The organism is Parasphingorhabdus marina DSM 22363, from assembly GCF_900128895.1.
Taxonomy (GTDB): domain Bacteria; phylum Pseudomonadota; class Alphaproteobacteria; order Sphingomonadales; family Sphingomonadaceae; genus Parasphingorhabdus; species Parasphingorhabdus marina.
The window spans coordinates 1,066,688-1,091,326 of sequence record NZ_FSQW01000002.1 but is presented as its reverse complement, the minus strand read 5'-3'; the positions used below and the strand labels follow the sequence as shown (position 1 = coordinate 1,091,326).

General features: G+C 58.9%; 20 protein-coding genes and 1 riboswitch. Of the genes, 19 read left to right on the top strand and 1 reads right to left on the bottom strand.

The genetic code is table 11. The features are described from left to right. Position 1 precedes the first annotated feature (1 nt). From BUQ90_RS14960 to BUQ90_RS14890, 15 genes are all read left to right on the top strand, one after another. Positions 2 to 1,471 carry a UDP-N-acetylmuramoyl-L-alanyl-D-glutamate--2,6-diaminopimelate ligase gene (locus BUQ90_RS14960; protein WP_074205926.1) on the top strand — a complete coding sequence of 490 codons (1,470 nt, stop codon included), beginning with the start codon at positions 2 to 4 and terminating at the stop codon, positions 1,469 to 1,471. After that, complete coding sequence (locus BUQ90_RS14955; protein WP_143182930.1) at positions 1,468 to 2,874, top strand: UDP-N-acetylmuramoyl-tripeptide--D-alanyl-D-alanine ligase; 1,407 nt, start codon at positions 1,468 to 1,470, stop codon at positions 2,872 to 2,874. Before BUQ90_RS14960 ends, BUQ90_RS14955 begins: the two co-directional genes overlap by 4 nt. Then, positions 2,874 to 3,944, top strand: coding sequence for a phospho-N-acetylmuramoyl-pentapeptide-transferase (gene mraY, locus BUQ90_RS14950; RefSeq protein ID WP_074205924.1), 1,071 nt, complete (start codon positions 2,874 to 2,876; stop codon positions 3,942 to 3,944). The genes BUQ90_RS14955 and mraY overlap by 1 nt, the downstream gene beginning before the upstream one ends. 9 nt (positions 3,945 to 3,953) lie before the next feature. Next, entirely contained in the window at positions 3,954 to 5,288 is a 1,335-nt protein-coding gene (murD, locus tag BUQ90_RS14945) for a UDP-N-acetylmuramoyl-L-alanine--D-glutamate ligase (protein WP_074205923.1), read from the top strand. Next, the gene (locus tag BUQ90_RS14940) at positions 5,285 to 6,532 is read left to right on the top strand and encodes an FtsW/RodA/SpoVE family cell cycle protein (RefSeq protein WP_084192726.1); all 1,248 of its coding nucleotides are present in this window, start codon (positions 5,285 to 5,287) and stop codon (positions 6,530 to 6,532) included. Before murD ends, BUQ90_RS14940 begins: the two co-directional genes overlap by 4 nt. Then, positions 6,529 to 7,713 (top strand): undecaprenyldiphospho-muramoylpentapeptide beta-N-acetylglucosaminyltransferase, encoded by a 1,185-nt coding sequence (gene murG, locus BUQ90_RS14935; RefSeq protein ID WP_074205922.1) that lies wholly within the window; start codon positions 6,529 to 6,531, stop codon positions 7,711 to 7,713. Before BUQ90_RS14940 ends, murG begins: the two co-directional genes overlap by 4 nt. Then, entirely contained in the window at positions 7,710 to 9,116 is a 1,407-nt protein-coding gene (gene murC / locus BUQ90_RS14930) for a UDP-N-acetylmuramate--L-alanine ligase (RefSeq protein ID WP_074205921.1), read from the top strand. Before murG ends, murC begins: the two co-directional genes overlap by 4 nt. Further along, positions 9,113 to 10,027 carry a UDP-N-acetylmuramate dehydrogenase gene (murB, locus tag BUQ90_RS14925; protein ID WP_074205920.1) on the top strand — a complete coding sequence of 305 codons (915 nt, stop codon included), beginning with the start codon at positions 9,113 to 9,115 and terminating at the stop codon, positions 10,025 to 10,027. Before murC ends, murB begins: the two co-directional genes overlap by 4 nt. Further along, entirely contained in the window at positions 10,024 to 10,947 is a 924-nt protein-coding gene (locus BUQ90_RS14920; protein ID WP_074205919.1) for a D-alanine--D-alanine ligase, read from the top strand. Before murB ends, BUQ90_RS14920 begins: the two co-directional genes overlap by 4 nt. Before the next feature lie 10 nt (positions 10,948 to 10,957). Continuing rightward, on the top strand, positions 10,958 to 11,839 hold the full coding sequence (locus BUQ90_RS14915; RefSeq protein ID WP_074205918.1) for a cell division protein FtsQ/DivIB: 882 nt from the start codon (positions 10,958 to 10,960) through the stop codon (positions 11,837 to 11,839). 56 nt (positions 11,840 to 11,895) lie between these two features. Further along, positions 11,896 to 13,155: a cell division protein FtsA gene (gene ftsA / locus BUQ90_RS14910; protein WP_074205917.1), complete on the top strand. Its 1,260-nt coding sequence runs from the start codon at positions 11,896 to 11,898 to the stop codon at positions 13,153 to 13,155. A 104-nt stretch (positions 13,156 to 13,259) separates the two neighbouring features. Next, positions 13,260 to 14,801, top strand: coding sequence for a cell division protein FtsZ (gene ftsZ, locus BUQ90_RS14905; protein WP_074205916.1), 1,542 nt, complete (start codon positions 13,260 to 13,262; stop codon positions 14,799 to 14,801). 141 nt (positions 14,802 to 14,942) lie between these two features. Further along, a complete protein-coding gene (locus BUQ90_RS14900) occupies positions 14,943 to 16,709 on the top strand; it encodes an SPOR domain-containing protein (protein ID WP_074205915.1) in 1,767 nt (588 codons plus the stop codon). A 13-nt stretch (positions 16,710 to 16,722) separates the two neighbouring features. After that, positions 16,723 to 17,886, top strand: coding sequence for a deoxyguanosinetriphosphate triphosphohydrolase (locus tag BUQ90_RS14895; protein WP_074205914.1), 1,164 nt, complete (start codon positions 16,723 to 16,725; stop codon positions 17,884 to 17,886). Then, entirely contained in the window at positions 17,879 to 18,538 is a 660-nt protein-coding gene (locus BUQ90_RS14890; RefSeq protein ID WP_074205913.1) for an NAD(P)H-binding protein, read from the top strand. Before BUQ90_RS14895 ends, BUQ90_RS14890 begins: the two co-directional genes overlap by 8 nt. 33 nt (positions 18,539 to 18,571) lie before the next feature. Here the strand turns inward: BUQ90_RS14890 and BUQ90_RS14885 are convergent, their stop codons facing one another. Next, positions 18,572 to 19,504: a hypothetical protein gene (locus tag BUQ90_RS14885; RefSeq protein ID WP_074205912.1), complete on the bottom strand. Its 933-nt coding sequence runs from the start codon at positions 19,502 to 19,504 to the stop codon at positions 18,572 to 18,574. Between the two features lie 172 nt (positions 19,505 to 19,676). Next, a riboswitch (glycine riboswitch) is annotated at positions 19,677 to 19,769 on the top strand. 159 nt (positions 19,770 to 19,928) lie between these two features. Between BUQ90_RS14885 and gcvT the strand changes: the two genes are divergently transcribed. From gcvT to gcvPB, 4 genes are all read left to right on the top strand, one after another. After that, complete coding sequence (gene gcvT, locus BUQ90_RS14880; protein WP_074205911.1) at positions 19,929 to 21,071, top strand: glycine cleavage system aminomethyltransferase GcvT; 1,143 nt, start codon at positions 19,929 to 19,931, stop codon at positions 21,069 to 21,071. A 23-nt stretch (positions 21,072 to 21,094) separates the two neighbouring features. Next, a complete protein-coding gene (gene gcvH / locus BUQ90_RS14875; RefSeq protein WP_074205910.1) occupies positions 21,095 to 21,466 on the top strand; it encodes a glycine cleavage system protein GcvH in 372 nt (123 codons plus the stop codon). Positions 21,467 to 21,579: 113 nt separating this feature from the next. Beyond that, on the top strand, positions 21,580 to 22,938 hold the full coding sequence (gene gcvPA, locus BUQ90_RS14870; protein WP_074205909.1) for an aminomethyl-transferring glycine dehydrogenase subunit GcvPA: 1,359 nt from the start codon (positions 21,580 to 21,582) through the stop codon (positions 22,936 to 22,938). Next, positions 22,935 to 24,518, top strand: coding sequence for an aminomethyl-transferring glycine dehydrogenase subunit GcvPB (gene gcvPB, locus BUQ90_RS14865; protein WP_074205908.1), 1,584 nt, complete (start codon positions 22,935 to 22,937; stop codon positions 24,516 to 24,518). The genes gcvPA and gcvPB overlap by 4 nt, the downstream gene beginning before the upstream one ends. Positions 24,519 to 24,639: the final 121 nt, after the last annotated feature.

Here is a 24,639-nt window from a genome sequence, read left to right as displayed (position 1 = left end):
GATGGATTTGCGTGCGCTTGTGGCAGGCATTGCGGAAGTTGATCTGACCGGCGATGCCGGCGACTCGCATGTGTCCGGTCTTGCGATCGACAATCGCAAAATTGCACCCGGCAACATATTCGGGGCGTTTCAGGGATCTGCTGCCAATGGAGAAAACTATATTGACGCTGCGATCCAGGCCGGTGCCATAGCGGTAGTGGCCCGGCCGGAGGCGATTGTCGAAGGTGTGGTACACATCAAGGACGACCAGCCGCGACGCCTGTTTGCGTTGCTCGCAGCGCGCTATTTCACGCCTTCGCCTTCCTGTGTTGCGGCGGTCACCGGAACCAACGGCAAGACCTCGACGGCAGAACTGACCCGGCAATTGTGGCGGATGGCCGGTTTGAACAGCGCCTCTATCGGGACACTGGGTGTAACAACGGCTTCGGAGCAAGTGAAAACCGGGCTGACGACACCCGATATCGTCACCTTTCTGTCCAACATGTCCGGTCTGGCGCGCGAAGGCGTCAGCCATGCGATATTTGAAGCCTCCAGCCACGGCCTCGCCCAGTACAGAACCGAAGGCTTGCCAGTGCAGGTGGGAGTTTTCACCAATCTCAGCCGCGATCATCTCGACTATCATGGCGACATGGAGAGCTATTTCGAGGCGAAGATGCGCCTCTTCGACGAGGTGCTCGATGCTGATGGAACGGCGGTGGTCTGGGCCGATGATGATGAATGGTCCAGCAAGGTTTCGCGCCGGGCCATGGATCGGGGGCTGAACCTCTTCACCGTCGGAGAAAAGGGTACGTCGCTTCGTCTCGTCTCGCGGATGCCGACCCAGCTCGGGCAGACGCTGATGGTCAAGGCCAACGGCAATACCCACCGGATCGCGTTGCCACTGATCGGATCCTATCAGGCCGCCAATGCGCTGTGTGCAGCGGGCGTTGTGCTCTCGACTGGCGGGACCCTGGACGATGTATTTGATCACATGCAGCGTCTGCAGCCCGTGCGCGGCCGGCTGGAACGGGCGGTCATTACGGCTGCTGGCGCACCGGTTTACGTCGACTATGCCCATACGCCGGACGGATTGCGGGCGGCGATCGAAGCGTTGCGACCTCATGTCAAGGGGCGGTTGATCACGGTATTTGGCGCCGGTGGGGATCGGGACAAGGGCAAACGCCCGGAAATGGGTGCTGTTGCTGCGGACATGTCGGATGTGGTGCTGATCACCGACGACAATCCACGCAATGAAGACCCGGTAGCGATCCGGGCGGAAATTCTGGCCGGGGCCGGTGATGCGCAGGAGGTTGCGGACCGCCGGGAAGCTATCCTGACTGCCATCACGCTGGCCGGACAGGATGATATCGTCCTGCTCGCAGGCAAAGGGCACGAGCAGGGTCAGATTGTTGGTGACCGGATCATTCCGTTTGACGATGTCGAAGTGGCCCGCGAATGCGCCCGCCAGGCCAGCAACGAGCAGGTGGCCTGATGGCGCTCTGGACATCTTCCGAAATAGCCGATGCCGTCGGCGGAACGATTCACGGAGACTTCCAGGTCAATGGTGTTGCTTTTGATTCCCGGGAAGTTGGCGAGGGTGATTTGTTTATCGCGCTCAAGGGCGAGCAGAGTGACGGTCATCTCTATATCGACAAAGCCATCAAAGCCGGTGCGAGCGGCGTACTGGTGTCTGAAGCAGTTGATGGCCCGCACGTCCGGGTTACCGACACGGCTGTTGCCCTCGACAAACTGGGCATCGGATCCCGCGCCCGAACCGGGGCGAAAATTATTGGCGTCACCGGATCGGTGGGCAAGACGGGCGTCAAGGAAGCGCTGTTCGCTGCCCTGAACCGGTCTTCGCTGGGAAAGGCGCACCGATCCCTTAAAAGTTACAACAATCATGTCGGGGTCCCGCTCAGCCTGTCCCGCATGCCACGAGATTCGCAATTTGGCATTTTCGAAATGGGAATGAACCATAGCGGCGAACTGTCGGCGCTGACCCGACTGGTCCGTCCGCACGCCGCCATCGTGACGACCATTGCGCCAGCGCATATCGGGCATTTTCCCGATGAAGAAGCGATTGCCGATGCGAAGGGCGAGATTTTCGAAGGTCTGGAAAAGGACGGAACAGCAATCGTGCCGTTCGACAACCGGCACTATCAGCGCCTTCGCGACAAGGCCGCCAGCCATTGCGAAAATATCGTGAGTTTCGGATTGCAGGAGGGCGCCGACGTCCGGGCGGTTGACGTGGTACCGGCACCAGGCGGTGGATCATTGGTCACTGCCAAGCTGGGTGATCAAAGTCTGTGCTTCACGATTTCCATGCCGGGCGAACACTGGGTGTCGAATGCTCTTGCGATTCTGGCGGCGGTGCAGGCGGTGGGTGGTGATCTCGCGTCGGCCGGGCTGGCGCTGGCTGAACTGGAAGGGCTGGCGGGACGCGGTCAGCGCCACAATCTGCAGCTCAAGGATGGCGGTTCTGCCCTGCTGATTGACGAGAGCTACAATGCCAATCCGGTTTCAATGAAGGCCACGCTGGTACAAATGGCAGAGGAAGCATGCGAAGGCCGGCGTATCGCAATTCTGGGTGCGATGGGTGAACTTGGTGACCGGTCTCAACATTATCATGAAGCGCTGGCTGATGATATTTTTGCGTCCGGAGTTGCGCAGGTCATACTGGTTGGCGACGAAATGGCGCACACGGCGGCCCGGCTGAAACAGGAAGCTGCGGCATCGCTTGATAATCCGCTGGAAATATCACATGTCGCCAGCGCCGCGGACGCACTGTCCGAAGTCGCTGAAATTCTGGGCGACGGGGATATCCTTCTGGTCAAGGGATCAAATTATCTGGGGCTTGCCAGCACGGTTTCCGGACTGGTGAGCGGGGAGTATTAATGTTTTACCTATTGGCACAATGGCTCGAGTTTGAAGGCATTTTGAATGTCTTTCGTTATTTGAGTTTCCGTTCCGGCGCTGCCGTTGCAACCGCTCTTTTCATCGGTCTGCTGATCGGACCGCGCTTCATCAACATGCTTCGCATGCGTCAGGGCAAGGGGCAGCCGATCCGTGAAGACGGTCCCATCACCCACCTGAAAAAGGCCGGGACGCCGACAATGGGCGGGCTGATGATCCTGATATCGCTAGTCATTTCCCTGCTGCTGTGGATGGATCTGACCAATATTTTCGTCTGGACCTGCATCTTCGTGACCCTGGGTTTCGGTGCGATCGGGTTCATGGATGACTATGACAAAGTCACCAAGGCCAGCCACAAGGGTGTCTCCGGAAAGGTCCGGTTGCTGATGGAATTTGCCATCGCCGCTTTCGCCACCTGGCTGATCGTGCGGGAAGTCGGAACCTCCCTCTATGTCCCGTTCTTCAGCGACATACAGATCAATCTCGGCTGGGCCTATTTCCCGTTTGCCATGTTTGTCATTGTTGGCGCCGGAAATGCGGTCAATCTGACCGATGGCCTCGACGGTCTGGCCACCATGCCGGTCGTCATTGCCAGCGCCACGTTCCTGATCATTGTCTATCTCTCCGGCAATGCGGTTTTTGCAGAATATCTGGGCATTCCGTTTGTCCGGGGCGCGGGAGAACTTGCCATATTCTGCGCCTGTATAATCGGCGCCTGTCTGGCGTTTCTCTGGTTCAATGCCCCACCCGCCGCCGTCTTCATGGGCGACACGGGCAGTCTCGCCCTCGGCGGCGCACTGGGTGCCATTGCCGTGTCCATTCATCACGAAATTGTGCTCGCCATCGTCGGCGGTCTTTTTGTTCTCGAAGCTGTGTCGGTCATCGTGCAGGTCTTCTTCTACAAGCGTACCGGCAGGCGGGTATTCCGGATGGCACCGATCCACCATCATTTTGAGCAGCTTGGCTGGTCAGAATCTACGGTGGTGATCCGGTTCTGGATCATCAGTCTGGTTCTGGCCTTGGCCGGTCTCGCAACACTGAAACTGAGGTAAGCGAAAGGGATGATCACCTCCTCCGTCTTTTCCGGCAAGCGCTATGCCATACTGGGTCTGGCCCGGTCCGGCATGGCGACGCTGGAAGCGCTTTCGGCGAGCGGGGCGGAGTTGCTGGCCTGGGACAATCAGGAAGATCTGCGGAATGCAGTGGCCGACCGGGCGGTGATCGCCGATCCGATGGAGTCCGATCTGGCTGGCTTTGACGGTGTCGTCGTGTCGCCGGGCGTGCCGCTCAACCGGCATCCGATTGTGGCCAAAGCCGCTTCTGACGGTGTTCCCATCATTGGCGACATGGAACTATTTGCACAGGCGAGGGGAGGCCTGCCGCCGCACCGGATCGTCGGTATTACCGGAACGAATGGCAAATCCACCACCACCGCGCTGATTCATCACATCCTGCAGAGCGCCGCACTGCCGACGCAGATGGGCGGGAATATCGGGTTGCCGATCATGAGCCAGAACCCGCTGCCTGCCGGGGGTATCTATGTGCTCGAACTGTCAAGCTACCAGATCGACCTGATGCAAAGCCTCGATTGTGACGTGGCCATGCTGCTCAACATCACTCCCGATCATCTCGACCGTTACGACGGTTTCGATGCTTATGCCGCGGCGAAGGCCCGGCTGTTTGACATGATGAGCCCGGACCATGTCGCCATATTCGCGGGCAAGGATGAAAAATCGCAACTCGCTCTGCGCGAAATCCGGGCCGAGGGCCGGGTAAGACACATTGTGGATAGCAGTCTGTCCGTCCTGGCCGGTCAGGAGAGCTGGCCCTCGCTGCAGGGTCCGCATAATCTGGAAAATGCGCGCGCAGCTGTCGCCGCCGTTGAAGCGCTGGGTATTGACGAGGCGCAGTGGCGGCCCGCCCTCGAGAGCTTTAGGGGTCTGGACCACCGGATGGAACGGACCGCGGAAGCAGATGGCGTCCTGTTTGTGAACGACAGCAAGGCCACCAACCCGGCGTCCAGCGGCCCGGCACTGGGGGCCTATCCCAGGATTCACTGGATACTGGGCGGCCTGCCCAAAAGCGATAATCTGGCGGAGTGCGAGCCGTTTTTCGGCAATGTGGTGCAAGCCTATACCATCGGCGAGGCCGGACCGCTGTTTGACGAACTGCTCCGACCAGTCATGCCCGTCGAGTCCTGCGAGATGATGCTGACCGCGGTGCAGCGCGCAGCGGCTAATGCCCGGCCCGGTGACACGATCCTGCTGTCTCCGGCTTGCGCATCATTCGACCAGTTCAAGGATTTTGAAGCGCGCGGCGAATGTTTCCGCTGTGCTGTCAAATCGGTGATTGAAAAACAACAGATCGGGACCGCAGTGGGGGACAATGCTGCATGACAGAAAACGCATCCAATAGCGCCATGCCAGAACTGGCTGCCGGTTTGCAGAAGAAGCGGTTTCAGCTGCAGTCACGTCTCGGACGCAGCGATCGTTCGCCGCTTTCTGTCTGGTTCTGGGAGCTTGACCGTGTTTTGCTCGCACTGATCGTGTCGCTTATCGCGATCGGGTTGATCGCGGTCGCCGCGGCTTCGCCTGTGTCTGCGCTCAAGCACAGCACCGACAAGGTCACGCTCGATCCGCTCTATTATTTCTATCGCCAGCTTGGCTGGGTGGCTGTTGGCATTCCGATCATGCTGGTTGTTTCCATGTTGCCCAAGGAGCAGGCCCGGCGCTTTGCGATTCTCGCGGCCATCGGCGCGTTCGGGCTGCTGTTTCTGGTGCCGATCATGGGCAATTCGGTCAACGGTGCCCAACGCTGGATCGGCTATGGTTTCGCAACCATCCAGCCCGGAGAGTTTCTCAAGCCCTTCTATGCTGTTTCGGTGGGCTGGTTGCTGTCGTTGCGGGTCAAGGATCCCTCGCTTCCCGTTGTTTCCCTGTCCTTCGTGCTGACCGGCGTCGTGGCGCTATTGCTGATGATGCAGCCCAATCTTGGGCAGACCATTATTTTTTGCGGGATCTGGTTCGTCCTGATGATGATTTCCGGACTGTCTGCGCGGATCATCGGAGGCATCAGCATTCTTGGCGTGGGGGGAATTGTTGCGGCCTATTTTTTATATCCGGTGGCGACACAGCGGATCAACAGCTGGCTGTTCGGTGGCGACGAGTTTGATCAGGTGATGCTCGCCCACAAGACCCTTGTCAGCGGTGGACTACTGGGCACGGGGCCAGGTCTCGGCACCGCGAAATTCAAACTGCCCGAGGCGCATACCGACTATATCTTTTCCGTGATTGGCGAGGAGTTCGGGCTGCTGGCCTGCATGGCCATTGCGCTGGTCTATTTTGCGATCATTGTGCGCGTTTTCCTCCGCCTGCTCGATGAAGAGGATAATTTCATCATTCTCGCCGTGGCCGGTCTCACCGCCCAGTTCGGTGGGCAGGCCCTGATCAACATGGCCGTGAATCTGCAACTTTTCCCCTCAAAGGGCATGACGCTGCCATTCATCAGCTATGGTGGTTCGTCCTTCCTGGCCCTGTCATTCGGAGCGGGACTCCTGCTGGCATTTACGCGCAGAAACCCGTATCTGGATCGTTCGCTTTATGTCAGAGAGTGGACGACAACAGGACAGACGAACAGATGAGTTTTTCGAAACATTTTGTACTCGCCGCAGGAGGCACGGGCGGGCACATGATTCCCGCCTATGCACTGGCGAAGGAACTGGTGCTGCGTGGCCACCGGGTGGCGCTGATTACGGATGAGCGGGGCGAAAAAATCCCTGGCATGGTTGATGACGGTCAGGTGCATGTTTTGCCCGCCGGCCGGATTACCAAGGATCCGCGTGGGTGGCTCAGGGGTGCGCGGGCAATCCTCAAGGGGCGCAGCATGGCGCTTCAGCTGTACCGGACATTTGAACCGTCCGCCGTGGTCGGATTTGGCGGCTATCCGGCATTCCCCGCCTTGCTGGCAGCGAACCGTCTCGACATCCCGACCATCATTCACGAGCAGAATGCGGTGCTCGGGCGTGTCAACCGGCTGGCCGCCCGCTCGGTCAACGCCATTGCGACATCCTATCCGGACATTTTGCGGCTCAAGCCGAAGCATGAGAAAAAGGTTCATCTGGTCGGCAATCCGGTTCGGGAGGAAGTCATCGCGCTGCGCGAGGAGCCTTACCCACCACTGACCGAAGACGGCATTTTCCGGGTGCTGGTTACCGGAGGCAGTCAGGGTGCGACGATCCTTTCCGAAGTCGTGCCCGATGCGATGGCGATGCTGCCAGTCCATCTGCGGCGGCGGCTCCAGGTGACCCAGCAATGCCGGGAAGCGGATATCGAAAAGGTCCGCGAGAAATATGCCGAGCATGACATTCCCGCGGAACTCGCAACCTATTTGCCCGATCTGCCGCAGCGGCTGGGCTGGGCGCATCTGGTGATTTCGCGCGCTGGGGCATCGACAATTGCCGAGCTGACAACCGCCGGGCGACCGGCCATACTGGTCCCGCTCCCGATCGCGACCGACGATCATCAGAGCTACAATGTCAAGGAGATGGTCGCTGCCGGCGGCGCCCGGGCGATAGCGCAGCCGCAATTCACCGCCAAGGAACTGGCGAAACAGATGCAGAAAATGGCTCTCGGTCCTGGCGCGCTGGAAAACGCAGCCCGCTTTGCCCGCAAATGCGGTCGGCCGGATGCTGTCAATGACCTCGCGGATCTGGTCGAGAGTATCGGCACCTCGCCGCTGACCAAACCGCTCAAGGTCAAGGAAGACACCAAGGCGCTTGCGCCCGGTGGCCGGGAAGCCCTTGCGCAGGACAGCGCTGCATGAAGGGTGTCGGGACCGATATCGGGACGATTCATTTCGTCGGGATTGGCGGTATCGGCATGTCCGGCATTGCCGAGGTCATGCACAATCTCGGCTATGAGGTGCAGGGTTCAGACATCGCGGAGAGCGCTGTCGTCGAAAGCCTGCGCGGCAAAGGCATCGACGTGAAAATCGGCCACAAGCCCGAGAATGTCGAGGGCACGTCGGTCATTGTCACGTCCACCGCGGTCAAGCGCGGCAATCCCGAAGTCGAAAAAGCGCTCGCGGATCGCATCCCGCTGGTTCGTCGGGCCGAGATGCTGGCAGAACTGATGCGGCTGAAATCTACCATTGCGATTGCCGGGACACACGGCAAGACCACAACGACGTCAATGGTCGCGGCGATGCTGGACGCAGGCGGCATTGATCCGACGGTGATCAATGGTGGCATCATCAACAATTACGGCTCCAATGCCCGCCTGGGCGACAGCGAGTGGATGGTCGTCGAGGCGGATGAGAGCGATGGCAGCTTCCTGCGGCTCGACGGGACGATTGCGGTGGTCACCAATATCGATCCGGAACATCTCGACCATTATGGCAGTTTCGACAAGATCAAGGACAGCTTTGTCGAATTTATCGAAAACGTCCCCTTTTACGGCGCAGCCATCCTGTGTCTCGATCATCCGGAAGTGCAGGCGATCCTGCCGCGGATCCGGGACCGGCGTCTGATCACCTACGGCTTTTCCGCCCAGGCTGATATCAAGGGCGTCAACGTCACGCCAATCCCGGGCGGAAACCGGTTTGATGTCGTTGTGCGCAACCGTGACGGCGAAACCCGCACTATTGAAGGCATCACCCTGCCGATGCCGGGCCGGCACAATGTCGAGAATGCTATCGCTGCGGTCGCGGTTGGGCTTGAGATGGGCATGAGCGATGATCAGATCGCGCGCGGCTTTGACCAGTTTGGCGGCGTGAAGCGACGCTTTACCAAAGTTGGCGAAGTCGACGGTGCGGTAATCATCGATGACTACGGGCACCACCCGGTCGAAATCCGGGCGGTGCTGTCGGCTGCGAGAGAAGGCGCGGAGGGGCGGATTATTGCGGTTGTGCAACCGCACCGATTCACCCGACTCCGTGACCATATGGAGGAATTCCAGCAGGCCTTTAACGATGCCGACATGGTCTATGTGACGCCGGTCTATGTCGCTGGCGAAGAGCCGATTGAAGGCGTTGACAGCGAAGCTCTTGCCGCAGGGTTGCGTCGTCGCGGGCACCGTGTCGCCGAAACTGTGGCCGATATGGATGATCTGGTCGGCCGTCTGGCCGAAGTTGCGCAGGCCGGCGACATGATCGTCTGTCTGGGCGCGGGCGATATCACCAAATGGGCAGCAGGTCTCGCCGATGCCATCGGGGAGGCGCGATCATGACGGTTGCGACAATGCCCCAGGTTCGTGGCAAGCTGACCGAAAACGCGGCGCTGGCCCCGCTGGTCTGGTTCAAAAGCGGCGGGACGGCCCAGTGGCTGTTCGAGCCAAAAGATCTCGACGATCTGCAACAGTTTCTCCGCGAGCTCGATTCCGGGATCGCGGTCTGGCCTTTGGGGCTAGGGTCCAATCTGATCATCCGCGATGGGGGCATCCAGGGCGTGGTGATCAGATTGGGCAAGGCATTTGCGGGCATCGAAACCGTGTCGAAGGGAACTTTCGATATCGACGATGCCTTGGTCTGTGGCGCCGGCGCGCCCGGCATTTCGGCGGCGAGCATGGCGCGCGATCACGGGATCGCCGGGATGGAATTTCTGCGTGGTATTCCCGGTACCATTGGCGGAGCGGTGCGCATGAATGCGGGCGCCTATGGCCGGGAAGTGGCCGACATTCTGGAAAGCGCGGATGTTGTGCTGCGCAATGGTGAACTTCGTACCCTCGCGCTGGCGGACGTGGGATATAGCTATCGCCATTCGCAACTGCCCGAGGGCGCAATCGTGGTCAGCGCCCGGTTGCGCGGAGAAAGCGGTGATCCGGAAACAATCGGCGCGGAAATGAAGCGCATTGCCGAAGAGCGCGAAGCCTCACAACCGCTCCGCACCAAGACCGGTGGCAGTACGTTCAAAAATCCCGACGGCAAAAAGGCCTGGCAGCTGGTCGATGAAGCCGGTTGTCGTGGTTTGCAGATGGGACAGGCGCAGGTGTCGGAAAAACACTGCAATTTCCTGATCAATCTGGGTGGAGCGACATCATCGGATATCGAGGCCCTCGGCGAAGAAGTGCGCAAGCGCGTGAAGGCCCATAGCGGCGTCGAGCTGCACTGGGAAATCCAGCGCGTGGGAGATGTGGCATGAGTGACAAACTCCATATTGCGGTTCTGATGGGCGGCTGGTCGGCGGAACGCGAAGTGTCGCTGATGAGCGGCAATGGCGTCGCCGCTGCGCTGGAGAAAAACGGGCATCAGGTCACGCGCGTGGACATGGATCGCAATGTTGCGATGGTGCTGAACGAGCTTCGGCCGGATGTTGTGTTCAATGCTCTGCACGGCTGTCCAGGCGAAGACGGTTCGGTTCAGGGGATGCTCGATCTGATGCAGATACCCTACAGCCATAGCGGTCTGGCCACATCGGTCATCGCGATCGACAAGGAACTGACGAAGCAGCAGCTGGTCCCGGCGGGTATCCCGATGCCGGAAGGCAAGATGATCAAATGCGAGGATATTTACCGGGCCGACCCCTTGCCACGACCCTATGTGCTGAAGCCTGTCAATGAAGGCTCATCGGTCGGTGTGGCGATTGTCACGAACGACGGCAATTACGGAAATCCGATCGGCAAGGATGTCGCGGGACCGTGGCAGGAATTTGATGAACTGCTGGCCGAACCCTTCATCCGCGGGCGCGAACTGACGACAGCGGTCGTCGGCGGGCGGGCATTATGCGTGACAGAACTGAAACCGACCCAGGGCTTTTACGACTATGACGCGAAATATACCGAAGGCCTGACCGAGCATATATGTCCGGCGGACATCCCGACGGACATCGAAAGGCTCTGTCTCGAATACGCCTTGCGGGCGCACGACATACTGGGTTGCCGCGGGACATCACGAACGGATTATCGCTGGGATGATGAACGCGGCGAGGAAGGGCTGTATGTTCTCGAAACAAATACCCAGCCCGGAATGACCCCGCTCAGTCTGGTGCCGGAACAGGCACAGCAAGTCGGGATCAGCTATGAAGAACTGGTCGAAATGATCATCAGGGAAGCTCTGCAGTGAGGAAGAGACAATGACGGCATCCAAAGTCAAGCGGACCAACAAGAAGGTCAAGGGCAAACCCCGCAAGTCCGGCAAGTCGAAGGTCCGTCAGGTCTCGATTTTCGACAAGCTGATCCGGGCCATGCCGGTAAGCGAAGCGCAAATCCAGAAAGGTCTGACCTGGGGGCTGGTTGGCGTGTTCATTCTCGGCCTGTTCAGTGTCGGTCACTATGCCGGGATCAATCAGAAAGTGGGTTCGGAAGTGGCGTCTGCCGTCGGTTCCGCAGGTTTTGAGGTGAAGCGGGTCGAAGTCACCGGGATCAACCGGATTGACGAACTGAAGGTTTATGAGATCGCGCTCGCCCAGAAGGACCGGTCGATGGCGGTGGTCGATATAGACCAGGTACGTGATGACCTGCTTGCCAATGGCTGGATCCGTGAAGCGCGGATATCCCGCCGGCTGCCCGAAACGCTGGTCGTGGAAATTCTCGAACGCGAACCGGCAGCCGTCTGGCAGCGCAACGGCCAGTTGTCGCTGATCGATGAAACAGGCTTTCCGCTGCAGGATATTGCACCGGAAGAATTGCCGGATCTGCCGGTCGTGGTGGGCCGCAAGGCCAACAAGCAGGTGCCGGAACTGACAGAACTGCTCGAAGCGGCTCCGGCGCTGCGTCCGATGATCACGGGTGCGACCTGGATCGGCAACCGCCGCTGGAATCTGGAGTTTGACAGCGGTGAAACGCTGGCACTTCCGGAAGGCCGCGATACCGCAGCCGCCGCCTTGCTCAATTTTGCGCGGATGGACGGGGTCAACCGGCTGCTGGGGCGCGGTGTGGTGCATTTTGACCTGCGGGACGAGGAACGGGCCTATTTGCGCATGCCGCCAAAGGCGACATCGGAACCGGAGAGCTGAGCACACAGGCCAGGTGAACAGGGCATGATCGAACAACAGGGGGTAGGCAAAGGAAGATGAGCGCAAGAGTAGAAAAAATATACACGGCACTGGATATCGGATCATCCAAGATCACGGCGATGATTGCCGGCCGGATGGACGATGGCAAACTCGCCGTTCTTGGCACCGGTCAGCGTGCGAGCACGGGGGTCAAGCGCGGATATATTGCCGATACGGAAAAGACCGAGCTGGACGTCCGCGATGCGGTTGAGCAGGCCGAGCGGATTGCCGGGACCAATATCGACGATGTCTGGGTGAGTTTTTCTGCCGGCGGCCTCACCAGCATGCTGACTTCGGTCGAGACGGAGCTGGGCGGACACCGTATCGAACAGGATGATATTGATCATTTGCTCGACGCCGGACGCAAGAGCATCGATCCGCAGGGCAAGATGGTTTTGCATGCCCAGCCGGCCCTGTACACGCTGGATGGGCTAAACGGAGTCAAGAAACCCAAAGGTCTGCATGCTGACCGGCTCGGCGTCGATATCCACGTCATTCTGGCCGATGGATCGCCGGTGCGTAATATCGACATGAGCGTCCGCGGCGCGCATCTTAACGTGAGGTCTATCGTGGCTTCGCCGATCTCCGCCGGCACCGCCTGCCTGTCGAGGGAAGAGCGCGAACTGGGTGTGGCTCTGGTCGAGCTGGGCGCAGAAGTGACCAACATCTCGCTGTTCGCCGGTGACATGCTTGTCGGCCTGCAAACCCTGCCTTACGGGGCTGCCGACATTACCGATGACATCGCTTCGTCGTTTGGCATGCGGCGGGCTCAGGCCGAACGGATCAAATGTTTTTACGGTTCCGCGACGACGAGCCCGCGCGACAATCATGATGTCATCAATATCGACGCCGAAACAAAAACCGAAGAAACCGATGAAGAAGGCCGGATTACCCGTTCCCAGCTGATTGCGGTGATCCGCCAGAGACTTGACCATTTGATGGGGGAAATCGGCCAGTCGCTCAAGGAACTGGGTTTCACCGGACCGGTGGGACGTCAGGTTGTTCTGACCGGAGGCGGAGCGGAACTGAAAGGCATTGCCGATTATGCCCAGTCGGCGCTCGGCCAGACTGTTCGCGTTGGGCGGCCCGTGGGACTGTCGGCTCTCCCCGAAGCTCATAGCGGTCCGGCCTTCGCAGGCCTGGCCGGACTGGTGCTTTATGCGGCGGAAGAACCGGTCGACCTCAGATCGCTTTCACCTGGCTATCAACCTGTGCACAAATATGCCGGGTCTGCGGTAATCGGACGGTTGATGTCAGCTATCCGCGGCAATTTTTGACATTTTACCAAAAAAATTAACTTTTCGGGTGATTCCGGTGACAAAAATGTGCAAAGCGTTACCCAAATGAGACACTACCATATTATGTCTGGGGAGACAGTGACATGAGCATCAATATTGGCCCGCCGGAAGTGGAAGAGCTGAAGCCGCGTATCGCCGTGATCGGTGTCGGTGGAGCTGGCGGAAATGCTATTGCAAACATGATTGCCGCCAAGGTCGAAGGCGTCGATTTTGTCGTGACCAATACCGATGCACAATCCTTGAACAGCTCGCCGGCAGAACGGCGAATCCAGCTGGGACCGGATATCACTCAGGGTCTGGGTGCCGGCTCTCGTCCGGAAGTCGGCCGCGCCGCTGCCGAAGAAACCATTGATGCGGTCGAACAGGCACTCGAAGGTACGCACATGTGCTTCATTGCTGCCGGAATGGGCGGCGGTACTGGTACTGGCGCGGCACCTGTAATTGCCAAGGCCGCGCGCGACCGCGGGATCCTGACTGTAGGTGTGGTCACAAAGCCGTTCACATTCGAAGGCACAAGGCGGATGAAATCTGCAGAAGCCGGGATTGAAGAGCTGCAGAAAAATGTTGATACGCTGATCGTCATCCCCAACCAGAACCTGTTCCTCGTGGCCAATCCCAATACCACGTTCAAGGAAGCCTTCCTGCTCGCCGACGAAGTGCTGCAGCAGGGCGTACGCGGGATTACCGACCTGATGGTCATGCCAGGGCTGATCAATCTCGATTTTGCCGACGTGCGCAGCGTGATGCACGAAATGGGCAAGGCGATGATGGGCACCGGAGAAGCCGAAGGTGACGGGCGCGCTCTGGAAGCTGCGGAAAAGGCGATTGCCAATCCGCTGCTTGACGGTGTGTCCATGCAGGGTGCGAAAGGGGTCATCGTGTCGATTACCGGCGGCGAGGACATGCGCCTGATGGAAGTCGATGAGGCGGCCAATCATATCCGTGAACTGGTCGACCCGGATGCCAACATCATCTGGGGCAGTGCCTTCAACGAAAATCTCGACGGCCGTATTCGGGTTTCCGTCGTGGCCACCGGCATCGATCATGACGGATCCGTGGCTGCTCCGGCACCGAGCTCAAGTTTTGCGATGAGTGCCCCGGCACCAACTGCCGAGCCGGTTGTTCCGTCCTTTGCCGACAATGAAGACGCACCGGCTGCGGAAGAAAGCCCCGAAGAAGAACCACTTGAGTTGGCAGAAACGGTAGCCGACGAAGAGCCTGAAGCGGTTGAAGAGGTTGAAGCTGCCGAAGTTGCCGAAGAGCCGGAAGCGTCTCCGGCGCCGGCTGCAACCTATGACGATGAGGCCGGAGGTGATGCAGAGCCGACAGTGCCTTCATTTGCCTCGCTTACGCCAGGAATGTCTGAAGACAAGGCGCCCGAAGAGGACGAGCTGGTTCTGGGGGACGAAAATACCCAGGCGGTATATGATGATGACGCGGCCGAACCGGCGGCGCCGGAAGCACCGGCTCCCCGTGTAGCCAGTGGCGGCGGGACATTGTTTGAGCGCATGTCCAATCTGACTCGTGGCGGAGCAAAGTCCGAAGACGAGAATGACGATGATGACGGCGAATCAAAGGATCCGCTGGATATCCCGCGTTTCCTGAATCGGCAGAATAATCAGTGAGCTTGCCGGCCCGAATCCGGCGGCGCGAATAGCTGTGTTACGGGGTCGCGGCACTTGTCCATTGATAAGGGCAGCTGGCCTCGCAATTTGTTTCGACTGCTTGAAATTTCGTCTTTCCGACCCTTTATCGGTCATGTGAAAATGAATTGGAAACATGCATCGCTGGCCATTCTTCCCGTTTTGATGGCGGGATTAACGCCAGCGCCAGTCTTCGCGCAGTCTGCTCCAGGCGCCGAACAGACCCGGCTCCAGGACGCCCTTCGGCGCATCGCCCGGAATTCAAATGACTCTTCTGCCCTTGCCGACGCGGGTTTGGCCGCGCTGGATCTCGGGGATACACGCGCTGCGATCGGCTTCCTCGCGAAGGCTGACCAGATTTATCCTCGGAGCGGGCGGGTCAAGGCGGGTCTGGCGCGGGCCTTGCTGAAAGAAAAAAATCCGTTCGGGGCGTTGCGCTATTTTGACGAAGCCATTGCCAACGGTTTTGCGGTCAAGGACATCGCGGCTGATCGTGGTCTTGCCTATGACCTGATTGGCCGCAATGCGGATGCCCAGAAAGATTATGCGATTGCCCTTCAAAATGGCGAAAATGATGAACTGCTGACCCGCTATGCGGTGTCGCTCGGGATCAGTGGTGACCTCGCCGGGTCGGAAGAAAAACTCTACAGTCTGCTGCAGAAAAGTGACCGTACCGCCTGGCGCAACCGCGTGTTTATCCTCGCGATGAACGAGCAGACCAAGGAAGCCAACAAGATCGCGCGGCAAACCATGACCAGGCGCATGGCTGAGGCGCTCAAACCGTTTCTGAAGCGTATGCCGAAACTGACGGCTGCGCAAAAGGCCGCCGCTGTTCATTTTGGACATTTCCCGGCCAGCGAAAATGTCGGAGTGGATGTGGCATCGGTGCGTTTCGCGGCCAACTCTGCGGTACGCGGTGGGGAAGGGGCTGATGCTGGTCTGATCCCGATCGGCAAGCCGCTCGGCGAAGATGCCAAAAAACCGCGGGTTCTGGCAATGCCCGATACATCTTTGCGCAGACGGCCGGGTTCAGTGGGAAATACAGCAACGGTCCCAGAGGCTGAGGATCGGGAGATAACCGTCCTCGAGGGTGCGCAAGAATTACCGCGTCCGGGCTCCCCGATTTCCGCGGACCGTTCCGCCGGAACTCTGATTGACAATCCGGCGCGCGGCAGCACGGAGTCTGCCAGACCCGGTTTTGAAACCGCCGTGACAGTTCCTTCCCAATCCCGTGAACAACCCAAATCTGCAGAAGTGGCAAAATCCCCTCCGGCGCTGGTATCGCAATCCGTCGAACGGAAAGTGGAAATCGCCGGCGTGCAACCGCCCGTCACAGGAAACCAGCCCGCCAGCAGCAGTGCGGAGAGCACTGGCAAAAAGCCCGTGCAACTAGTCAATTTTGATCTGGCGACCGCCGGGACCGGGTCTACCGGCGAAGCAGGTGCTCCCATCGAGCGCAAACCCCTTTCCGACATTATCGGTGCGATCAATATTCCGGAGCGGGAGAAGCAGTCTGCTGTGGTGCCGGTCGATCTGGCACAGATTACGCCGGCAAAACCGCAGTCCGCGGTTGAAAAAGCGGAAGAATCTGAACCTGTGAAGGCTGAACCGGAACATCCACGGCGGTTTTGGGTGCAGCTCGCGACAGGCTCCAACGCCAGCGCTCTCAAATTCGATTATCGCCGCTTCGCCAGGAAAAGTCCGGACCTGTTCAAGGGCAAGGAAGGATGGACATCTCCATGGGGGCGGATGACCAGGCTGGTTGTCGGACCGTTTGAGGATCTCGCAAGCGCGAAGAAATTTGAAGCAGATTTCCGCAAAGGTGGCGGGGACGGTTTTGCGTGGATCAGCGCAGACGGAACCGTGGTCAAACAGCTCGCCGCCAAATGAGCCGGAACCCCTGATGCCCCTTGCCAGCTATGCCTGCATACCTTCGGAAAGCCGGGGCCGCCTGCATGACGAGGGTCGTTCCTCGACGGGTCAGGTTACACGAGGGCCGCGCGATGACTTTCAGCGTGATCGTGACCGCATCATTCATTCGATTTCCTTTCGCCGCCTGCGACACAAGACCCAGGTATTTGTCTCACCTGATGGCGATCATTTTCGTGTCCGGCTGACGCACAGTCTCGAAGTCGCGCAAATCGGACGAACCATTGCGCGTGCCTTGGGCCTCAACGAGGATCTCACCGAGGCTTTGTGTCTGGCGCATGACATTGGCCATCCGCCATTCGGTCATGCCGGAGAAGACGCGCTCGAAGAGGCGCTGGCAGGATATGGCGGCTTTGATCACAATGCGCAGACAATCCGGACACTTGCGCGTCTGGAACGCCCCTATCCGCGGTGGAATGGGCTCAATCTCACGTGGGAAACACTGGAAGGGCTTGCAAAGCACAACGGTCCCGTGGCTGATGCACCCTGGGCCCTTGCGGAGGCGGATCGGGAATTCCGGCTCGAGCTGAACAGCTGGCCGTCGCTGGAGGCGCAGATAGCCGCCGTTGCGGATGATATCGCCTATGACAATCATGACATTGATGACGGGATCCGGGCCGGTTTGCTGACGATTGACCAGCTTCTCGAATTGCCTTTCATTCTGGAACGATGGGACGAAATTTGCGAGAACTTTCCCGACGTCCCGCAGGAGCGGCTGATTCCCGAACTGGTCCGGGACCAGATTGGCCTGATGGTCAATGATGTCATCCAGACCACCCGTGAGCGTATCGCGCAATCGGGGATCGTCAGCGTGGATGATGTGCGGGCTGCGGGCGTGATGATCGGCGGATTTTCAGAGGACATGGCCCGCAAGGAACGCGCTCTCAAAGGGTTTATGTACGCCAACCTGTATAATCATCCCGAGCAGCTCAACGCCGCGGAAAAGGCGCGTCTGGTCGTGTCTGATCTGATCGAGGCCTATAGCGCTGATCCGGCATTGATGCCAGCTGACTGGTCGTCCGGCCTGCCGGGGGAACAGCCGCACCGGATGCGGCATATTGCAGATTTTCTGGCCGGAATGACCGACCGCTATGCGGCAAATTGTCATGCCCGGATTTTTGGAAAAGTGGATGCCTGAGCGGATAATTGTTCTGGGCGCTACCGGTCTTACCGGCGGTTTGCTTGTGGATCGGCTATTGGAAGACAAACGCGCAGATGATCTGCATCTGCTGCTGCGCCGCCCGCCAGAAAAGGATTTCGGCAACGCGCAATTACATGTTTCTGACACGGCTGGCTGGCCGGAAGAGATTGCGCAGATCAAACCGGATATCCTGGTTTCCTGTCTTGGCAGCACGATGAAAAAAGCGGGTTCCAAAGAGGCTTTCGCTGCCATCGACCGCGACCTGGTTGGTGCTGTGGCGAAGGCCGGAAAACAGGCCGGCGCGAGGCACATGATTGCAGTTTCGTCCACGATGGCCGATTCCTCGGCCTCGTCCTTTTATCTGCGGATCAAGGGAGAGGCCGAAGATCTGATGCGGGCGCAAAAATTTGACCGGCTCGACATCATCCGGCCCGGACTGCTTCGTGGTGAGCGCACTGGCGATACCCGCATGAGTGAAGGGCTGGCGATTCTGGCAAGCCCGATAATGGACCGGTTGTTACACGGATCATTCCGGCGATATCGCTCGATAGCGGCGATGGATGTTGCTGCTGCGATGATGACGCTGATGGCGAAACAGGAACCGGGAACCTATGTCCACGAAAATGACCAGTTATGGAGCCTGAGCTGATCTCCACCGGGTAATCGCAGGTTTTTTTGGTCATCAGGGCAGGGCGAGCGATTTGCGCATCGACCTGATGATTTCTCCGCGCTGCTGCACCGATCGGGCGGCTGCGGTACTGCCATAAAGGCCGCGCAAAAACGCCATGTCCCACCTGGATAATTTTGTCGGCGGTTGAGCTTCTTCTCCAAGTGCCTGGAACAGCTGCAAAATTGTTTCTCCACCATCCGGTATCCTGCTGCCGGGGACTCCGGACAGCAAGCGCATCGCCAGATAGGAAGACAGGCCTTCAAATGTTGCACCATCGATCGCATGCACATCGACAACTGCAACCCCGGCTACGAAGTCTGACTTGACCGTGGTGCCGATCCGCGAGTTTCCAACGCCGCCACCCCGGACTATCGATTCGCTGATCCCGCCGAGAGCTTCCAGTCCGGGAGGAGGGGCTAGTGCGCCAGCGAAATGGATGGGTTGTCCGTCCTTGTTCAAATCCCGAGCTCCTAACAGAAGCCTGACCGGTTGATTGCCCTCCGTTGCGGCTCGGCGCTGACTGCGACTGAACCGGGTGAATATTCGCGGGGCAGACTTGCGGAGCTGATCAACAAATCTCTTGGGATCCGGGGAAAGGACAATTGCCATGTTCGGGCGACAGTCCGCTCCAGCCACGTCATGGCCAATCTCTCTGGTGAGTCTTTCGATCAACGATTTAACGTTAGCAGCATGCTCTTTTTGCCAGCCAATCATCTGCAGACAAAGCGGGGCCTCCCATCGGGCATATTGTCCGCCATATTCTGGAATCCGCAGCTGTTTCACAAAAGATCGCGTCGCGTCGCGGATATCCTGTCCGGTTACCACGATCGGTTCATTTGCCTGCTTTTCCTCGGCCTCGACCCCGGGGCGTTCAGGTTCGGTGGCGGTCGCCGGAAATGCGCTCAGGAGGAACAGGGGCAGAAGTGCACCAGATGCTGATTTCATTATCCAACCTCAAACATTGGGGGAATGCCATCTTATGCTGCAACAACCGGATTATCAAACCGCCAAATATGCGATCGGAATTTCGGGCCAGAGTCGATAGAATCATTGACTCTCCCGCCGCCCTCGGTCACTCTTCCGGCTGCTTTTGGTCAGCGCCATTTTGGTATCGACCAGAGACTGAGCGGGAGAGCGTCATCTCCAAAAAATGACCGCCGAAGGAGCAACCGCCCCGGAAACTCTCAGGCTACTGGACCGCAACAGTTTCACAGGCACTCTGGAAAGAGAGCGGACGGCCGTAAAGGCTGGCGTTCCACCGAAGGGGTAAATGGCACACGCGCCATGAAACTCTCAGGTTCCGTGACAGAGGGGGCAGTTTTGCAGGGGTTTTCTGCGAGCTGTGCCTTTATGTCGGAACGGAATTTTGATGAGCGAAACTAGCGACAACCTGAAACAATTGCCACTCGGTGACTGGCACCGCGCAGCTGGCGGCCGGATGGTGCCGTTTGCCGGCTATGAGATGCCGGTGCAATATGAAGGCGTGATGGCAGAGCATCTCTGGACCCGGGAAAATGCGGGTCTGTTTGACGTGAGTCATATGGGGCAGCTCAATTTGACCGGTGAGGGAGCAGCGGAAGCGCTCGAGGCGCTCGTGCCCGGCAATATCTCGGCTCTGGGTGTCGGCAAGATCCGCTATACGCTGTTGCTGGCGAAGGATGGCGGCATTCTGGACGACCTGATGGTCACCAATACCGGCCGGAACCTCTACCTGGTCGTCAATGGCGCGACCAAGCAGGATGACATTGCCTATCTGGAAGCCGAATTGCCAAAGGGGATTACCCTCAGTCATCTCGAAGACCTGGCACTGCTCGCCTTGCAGGGGCCAAAAGCAGCAGAGGCTCTGGCCCGCCTCGACATTCGTTCGACCTTTCCGGATGGCCCGGTTCCCGGAGACCTGTATTTCATGGAAGCCGGTCCATTCATGTGGAATGATATCCCGCTCGGGATCAGCCGGTCCGGATATACCGGAGAGGACGGCTATGAAATCAGCGTTTCCGCAGCCGATGCCCAGTCACTGGCCGAAGCCCTTGTCGCGTTGCCCGAAGTCCAGCCGATCGGGCTGGGTGCACGGGACAGCTTGCGTCTCGAAGCCGGCCTCCCGCTCTATGGTCATGACATGGATGCCGGGATTCTGCCGGTCGAAGCCAATCTGAATTTTGCCCTGTCAAAAGCCCGCCGTGAGGAAGGCAATTTTGCCGGTGCCGAGCGCGTGCTGGCGCAATATCCGCGCGGCGCGGCCCGGAAGCGGGTCGGTTTGCTGGTCGATGGCCGCCAGCCTGTTCGCGAAGGAGCGGCGGTTGTGGATGCAGATGGTGCTGTCATCGGGAACGTAACAAGCGGCGGCTTCTCACCGACATTGCAGCGACCGATTGCCATGGCTTATGTGCCGATGGAACTGGCCGGGAGCGGCACGCAAATTCTTGTTGAACAGCGTAAAAAGCAAATTACCTGCACCGTGGCGGACATGCCCTTTGTGCCACATCGCTATCACCGCAAACCAAAATTATAGCCTGGATGAAAGAGGACGAGACTATGAGCCGATATTTTACCGATGAGCATGAGTGGATCGATGTGGAAGGCGATACCGCTACGGTCGGGATCACAGACTATGCGCAGGAGCAACTCGGGGACATTGTTTTTGTCGAGACACCGGAAATCGGGGCAGAACTTTCCGCCGGTGACGATGCCGCTGTTGTGGAATCCGTCAAGGCAGCTTCCGATGTCTATGCGCCGATTTCCGGCACTGTCGTCGAAGCAAATGATGCGCTGGAAGAGGAGCCGGCGCTGGTCAACAGTTCGGCTGAAGAAGATGGCTGGTTTTTCCGGCTCACGCTCACGGACAAGGCGGAGCTGGACGATCTGATGGATGAAAAGGCCTACAAGGCGTTTGTCGAGGATCTCTGATTGAAAATGAACCCCTCCCGCTTGCGGGAGGGGCTGGGGAGGGCCTGAGACAAGGTCCTTTTCCCTCCCCCGACCCCTCCCGCAGGCGGGAGGGGAGAAGAAAGGAAAAAACAATGCGTTATCTCCCACTTACCCCCGAAGACCGACAGGATATGCTGTCGACCATTGGCGCGGCGTCAATCGACGATCTGTTCGTTGATGTGCCGCGGGAAGTGCAGCTGGACGGGCCGATCCGCGATCTTCCGATGCACGCGGGTGAAATGGCCGTTGAAGCGCATATGAAGGGGCTGGCAAAACGCAATCATGCGGCTGGCGACATGCCGTTCTTTCTGGGGGCAGGGGCCTATCGGCACCATGTCCCGGCCAGCGTCGACCATATCATTCAGCGCGGGGAGTTCCTGACCGCCTACACGCCATATCAGCCTGAGATTGCGCAAGGCACGTTGCAGACTTTGTTCGAATTTCAGACCCAGGTTGCGCGCCTGTTTGGTGTCGATGTCGCCAATGCCTCGATGTATGACGGGTCGACCGCATGCTGGGAGGCCATCACCATGGCCCGGCGGATCACAAAACGGGGCAAGGCGGTGCTGTCGTCCGGATTGCACCCGCATTATGTTTCGGTTGCCCATACCATGGCGCATTTTACGAAAGATCAGCTGGATCATCGGGCACCTGAGCTGACCGCCGCGACGGACTCGGATGATCTGTTCGACCGGATAGATGATGATACCAGCTGCGTTGTCGTTCAGTATCCCGATATACTGGGCCGGATTGCAGATATGTCAGCGCTGGCCGAAAAGGCGCATGCGCACAAGGCGTTGCTGATCGCCGTCGTCACCGAGCCGGTGGCGCTTGGCGCGATTCAGGCGCCCGGGGCTATGGGCGCGGATATTGTCGTCGGCGAGGGGCAATCGCTGGGCGTCGGTCTGCAATTTGGCGGACCTTATGTTGGCCTGTTCGGTTGCAAACAGAAATATGTCCGGCAAATGCCCGGCCGGTTGTGCGGAGAGACTGTCGATGCCAATGGCAAGCGCGGCTTTGTCCTTACACTGTCGACCCGTGAGCAACATATCCGCCGTGAAAAGGCGACGTCCAATATCTGCACCAATAGCGGATTATGTGCGCTGGCATTTACCGCGCATATGACCCTGCTGGGTGAAAAGGGACTGCGCGAACTGGCCATGCTCAATCACAAAAAAGCGGTGGCCGCGGCGGGGAAGCTGTCTCGGGTTCCGGGTATTTCGTTGATGAATACCAGTTATTTCAATGAGTTCACGCTGATTGTTGATAAAGACACACGCCCGCTGGTGCGCAAGCTCGCTGACCAGAGAATTCTCGCAGGCGTTTCACTGGGTCGGCTCTATCCGGAGGAAAGCGGTCTGGCTCACGGGTTGATCGTTGCGGTGACGGAAACGACCAGCGATGCGGATGTCGATCAGCTGGTGGAAGCGCTGGAAGGAGAACTGTCATGAACATGTTGTCAGAAGGTCGCCCCACCCGGCAGGATGAAAATATCAACACCGGTGCCAATTCGGCGCCACAGACCCATACCGGGAACCGCGCGCTGATTGTCGACGAGCCGCTGATTTTCGAAACCGGGTCGCCGGACCGCTCCGGTGTGGATTTGCCGGATGCACCGGATGTGGAAACCTGCCTGGGCGGACTGGAGCGGCATCAGCCGATTGCGATTCCCGGATTGTCGGAAGCGGAAACGGTCCGCCACTATACGCGCCTCAGCCGTCAGAATTACGCGATTGATGTTGGCCTGTTCCCGCTCGGCAGCTGCACCATGAAACACAACCCGCGGCTCAACGAGAAAATGGCGCGGCTCAAGGGCTTTGCCGATATCCATCCGCTGCAGCCCATGGAAAGCGTGCAGGGCGCTCTGGAGACCATTTATCAGTTGGCCGAATGGCTGAAAAAGCTGACAGGAATGCCGGCAGTAGCGATGAGTCCCAAGGCGGGCGCACATGGCGAACTTTGCGGGATCCTCGCGATCCGCTCGGCGCTGGAGGCACGCGGCGATGCGCGGGAAGTGATCCTGGTTCCGGAAAGTGCCCATGGCACCAATCCCGCAACCGCCGCGTTTGCCGGGTACAAGGTGGAAGATATCCCGGCCAATGCGGCAGGGCGTGTGGATCTGGATGCGCTGAAAGCCCGGCTGGGCCCCGATGTTGCCGGCGTGATGATTACCAACCCGAATACCTGCGGCCTGTTCGAACCCGACATGAAAGCCATTTCCGACGCGGTCCATGAAGCCGGTGGCCTCGTCTATTGTGACGGCGCGAATTTCAACGCGATTGTCGGCCGGGTGCGGCCCGGAGATCTGGGGATCGATGCGATGCACATCAATCTTCACAAAACCTTTTCCACCCCGCATGGTGGCGGCGGTCCGGGTTCCGGTCCGGTGGTCTTCTCGGATGCGCTGGCACCCTATGCGCCGTTGCCTTTTGTCGAGAAAAAGGACAACGGGCATTATTACCTGGTCGAGGAAGAAACGGCGGAAGACCATCATGACGTCAGCTTCGGCCGGATGGTCGCCTTCCATGGCCAGATGGGCATGTTCACTCGCGCGCTGACCTATATGCTGAGCCATGGAGCGGACGGTCTGAAGCAGGTTTCGGAAGATGCCGTGCTGAACGCAAACTATATCTTGCGCAGTCTGGAGGACACACTCGATGCGCCATTCGCCCATTCGGGTCCGTGCATGCATGAGGCTCTGTTCTCCGACAAGGGCTTTGCAGAAGGACTGTCGACTCTGGATCTGGCCAAGGGTCTGATCGACGAGGGCTACCATCCGATGACAATGTATTTCCCGCTGGTCGTCCATGGCGCGATGCTGGTCGAGCCGACCGAAACGGAAAGCAAGGCGGCCATCGATCAGTTTATCGGCGCGTTCCGATCAGTTGCCGAACGAGCCAAGTCGGGTGACGAGGCGCTGAAATCTGCCCCGCATTTCGCCCCGCGTCACCGGCTCGATGAAACCCGGGCAGCACGCAAGCCGATCCTGGTCTGGGAAGAGCCCGAAGAACTGGTGGAAGCTGCCGAATAAGCAAACCCTGACCGAGCCGGTTGCAAACCTGTCCGGACTCGCCCATCCTGAGATTGTCGATGGATGAAAAACGGGGGCTTGCATGCAATTCATGGTTCGACAGGCTCACCATGAGCGGAGT

Excerpts from the sequence above, each read along its gene's own strand:
- BUQ90_RS14915 (WP_074205918.1), top strand. The coding sequence starts at position 10,958 with ATGACGGCATCCAAAGTCAAGCGGACCAACAAGAAGGTCAAGGGCAAA.
- BUQ90_RS14895 (WP_074205914.1), top strand. The coding sequence starts at position 16,723 with ATGCCCCTTGCCAGCTATGCCTGCATACCTTCGGAAAGCCGGGGCCGC.
- gcvH (WP_074205910.1), top strand. The coding sequence starts at position 21,095 with ATGAGCCGATATTTTACCGATGAGCATGAGTGGATCGATGTGGAAGGC.
- ftsA (WP_074205917.1), top strand. The coding sequence starts at position 11,896 with ATGAGCGCAAGAGTAGAAAAAATATACACGGCACTGGATATCGGATCA.
- BUQ90_RS14940 (WP_084192726.1), top strand. The coding sequence starts at position 5,285 with ATGACAGAAAACGCATCCAATAGCGCCATGCCAGAACTGGCTGCCGGT.
- BUQ90_RS14885 (WP_074205912.1), bottom strand. The coding sequence starts at position 19,504 with ATGAAATCAGCATCTGGTGCACTTCTGCCCCTGTTCCTCCTGAGCGCA.
- murB (WP_074205920.1), top strand. The coding sequence starts at position 9,113 with ATGACGGTTGCGACAATGCCCCAGGTTCGTGGCAAGCTGACCGAAAAC.
- BUQ90_RS14920 (WP_074205919.1), top strand. The coding sequence starts at position 10,024 with ATGAGTGACAAACTCCATATTGCGGTTCTGATGGGCGGCTGGTCGGCG.
- mraY (WP_074205924.1), top strand. The coding sequence starts at position 2,874 with ATGTTTTACCTATTGGCACAATGGCTCGAGTTTGAAGGCATTTTGAAT.
- BUQ90_RS14960 (WP_074205926.1), top strand. The coding sequence starts at position 2 with ATGGATTTGCGTGCGCTTGTGGCAGGCATTGCGGAAGTTGATCTGACC.
- murG (WP_074205922.1), top strand. The coding sequence starts at position 6,529 with ATGAGTTTTTCGAAACATTTTGTACTCGCCGCAGGAGGCACGGGCGGG.
- ftsZ (WP_074205916.1), top strand. The coding sequence starts at position 13,260 with ATGAGCATCAATATTGGCCCGCCGGAAGTGGAAGAGCTGAAGCCGCGT.
- murC (WP_074205921.1), top strand. The coding sequence starts at position 7,710 with ATGAAGGGTGTCGGGACCGATATCGGGACGATTCATTTCGTCGGGATT.
- murD (WP_074205923.1), top strand. The coding sequence starts at position 3,954 with ATGATCACCTCCTCCGTCTTTTCCGGCAAGCGCTATGCCATACTGGGT.
- gcvT (WP_074205911.1), top strand. The coding sequence starts at position 19,929 with ATGAGCGAAACTAGCGACAACCTGAAACAATTGCCACTCGGTGACTGG.
- gcvPB (WP_074205908.1), top strand. The coding sequence starts at position 22,935 with ATGAACATGTTGTCAGAAGGTCGCCCCACCCGGCAGGATGAAAATATC.
- BUQ90_RS14900 (WP_074205915.1), top strand. The coding sequence starts at position 14,943 with ATGAATTGGAAACATGCATCGCTGGCCATTCTTCCCGTTTTGATGGCG.
- gcvPA (WP_074205909.1), top strand. The coding sequence starts at position 21,580 with ATGCGTTATCTCCCACTTACCCCCGAAGACCGACAGGATATGCTGTCG.
- BUQ90_RS14890 (WP_074205913.1), top strand. The coding sequence starts at position 17,879 with ATGCCTGAGCGGATAATTGTTCTGGGCGCTACCGGTCTTACCGGCGGT.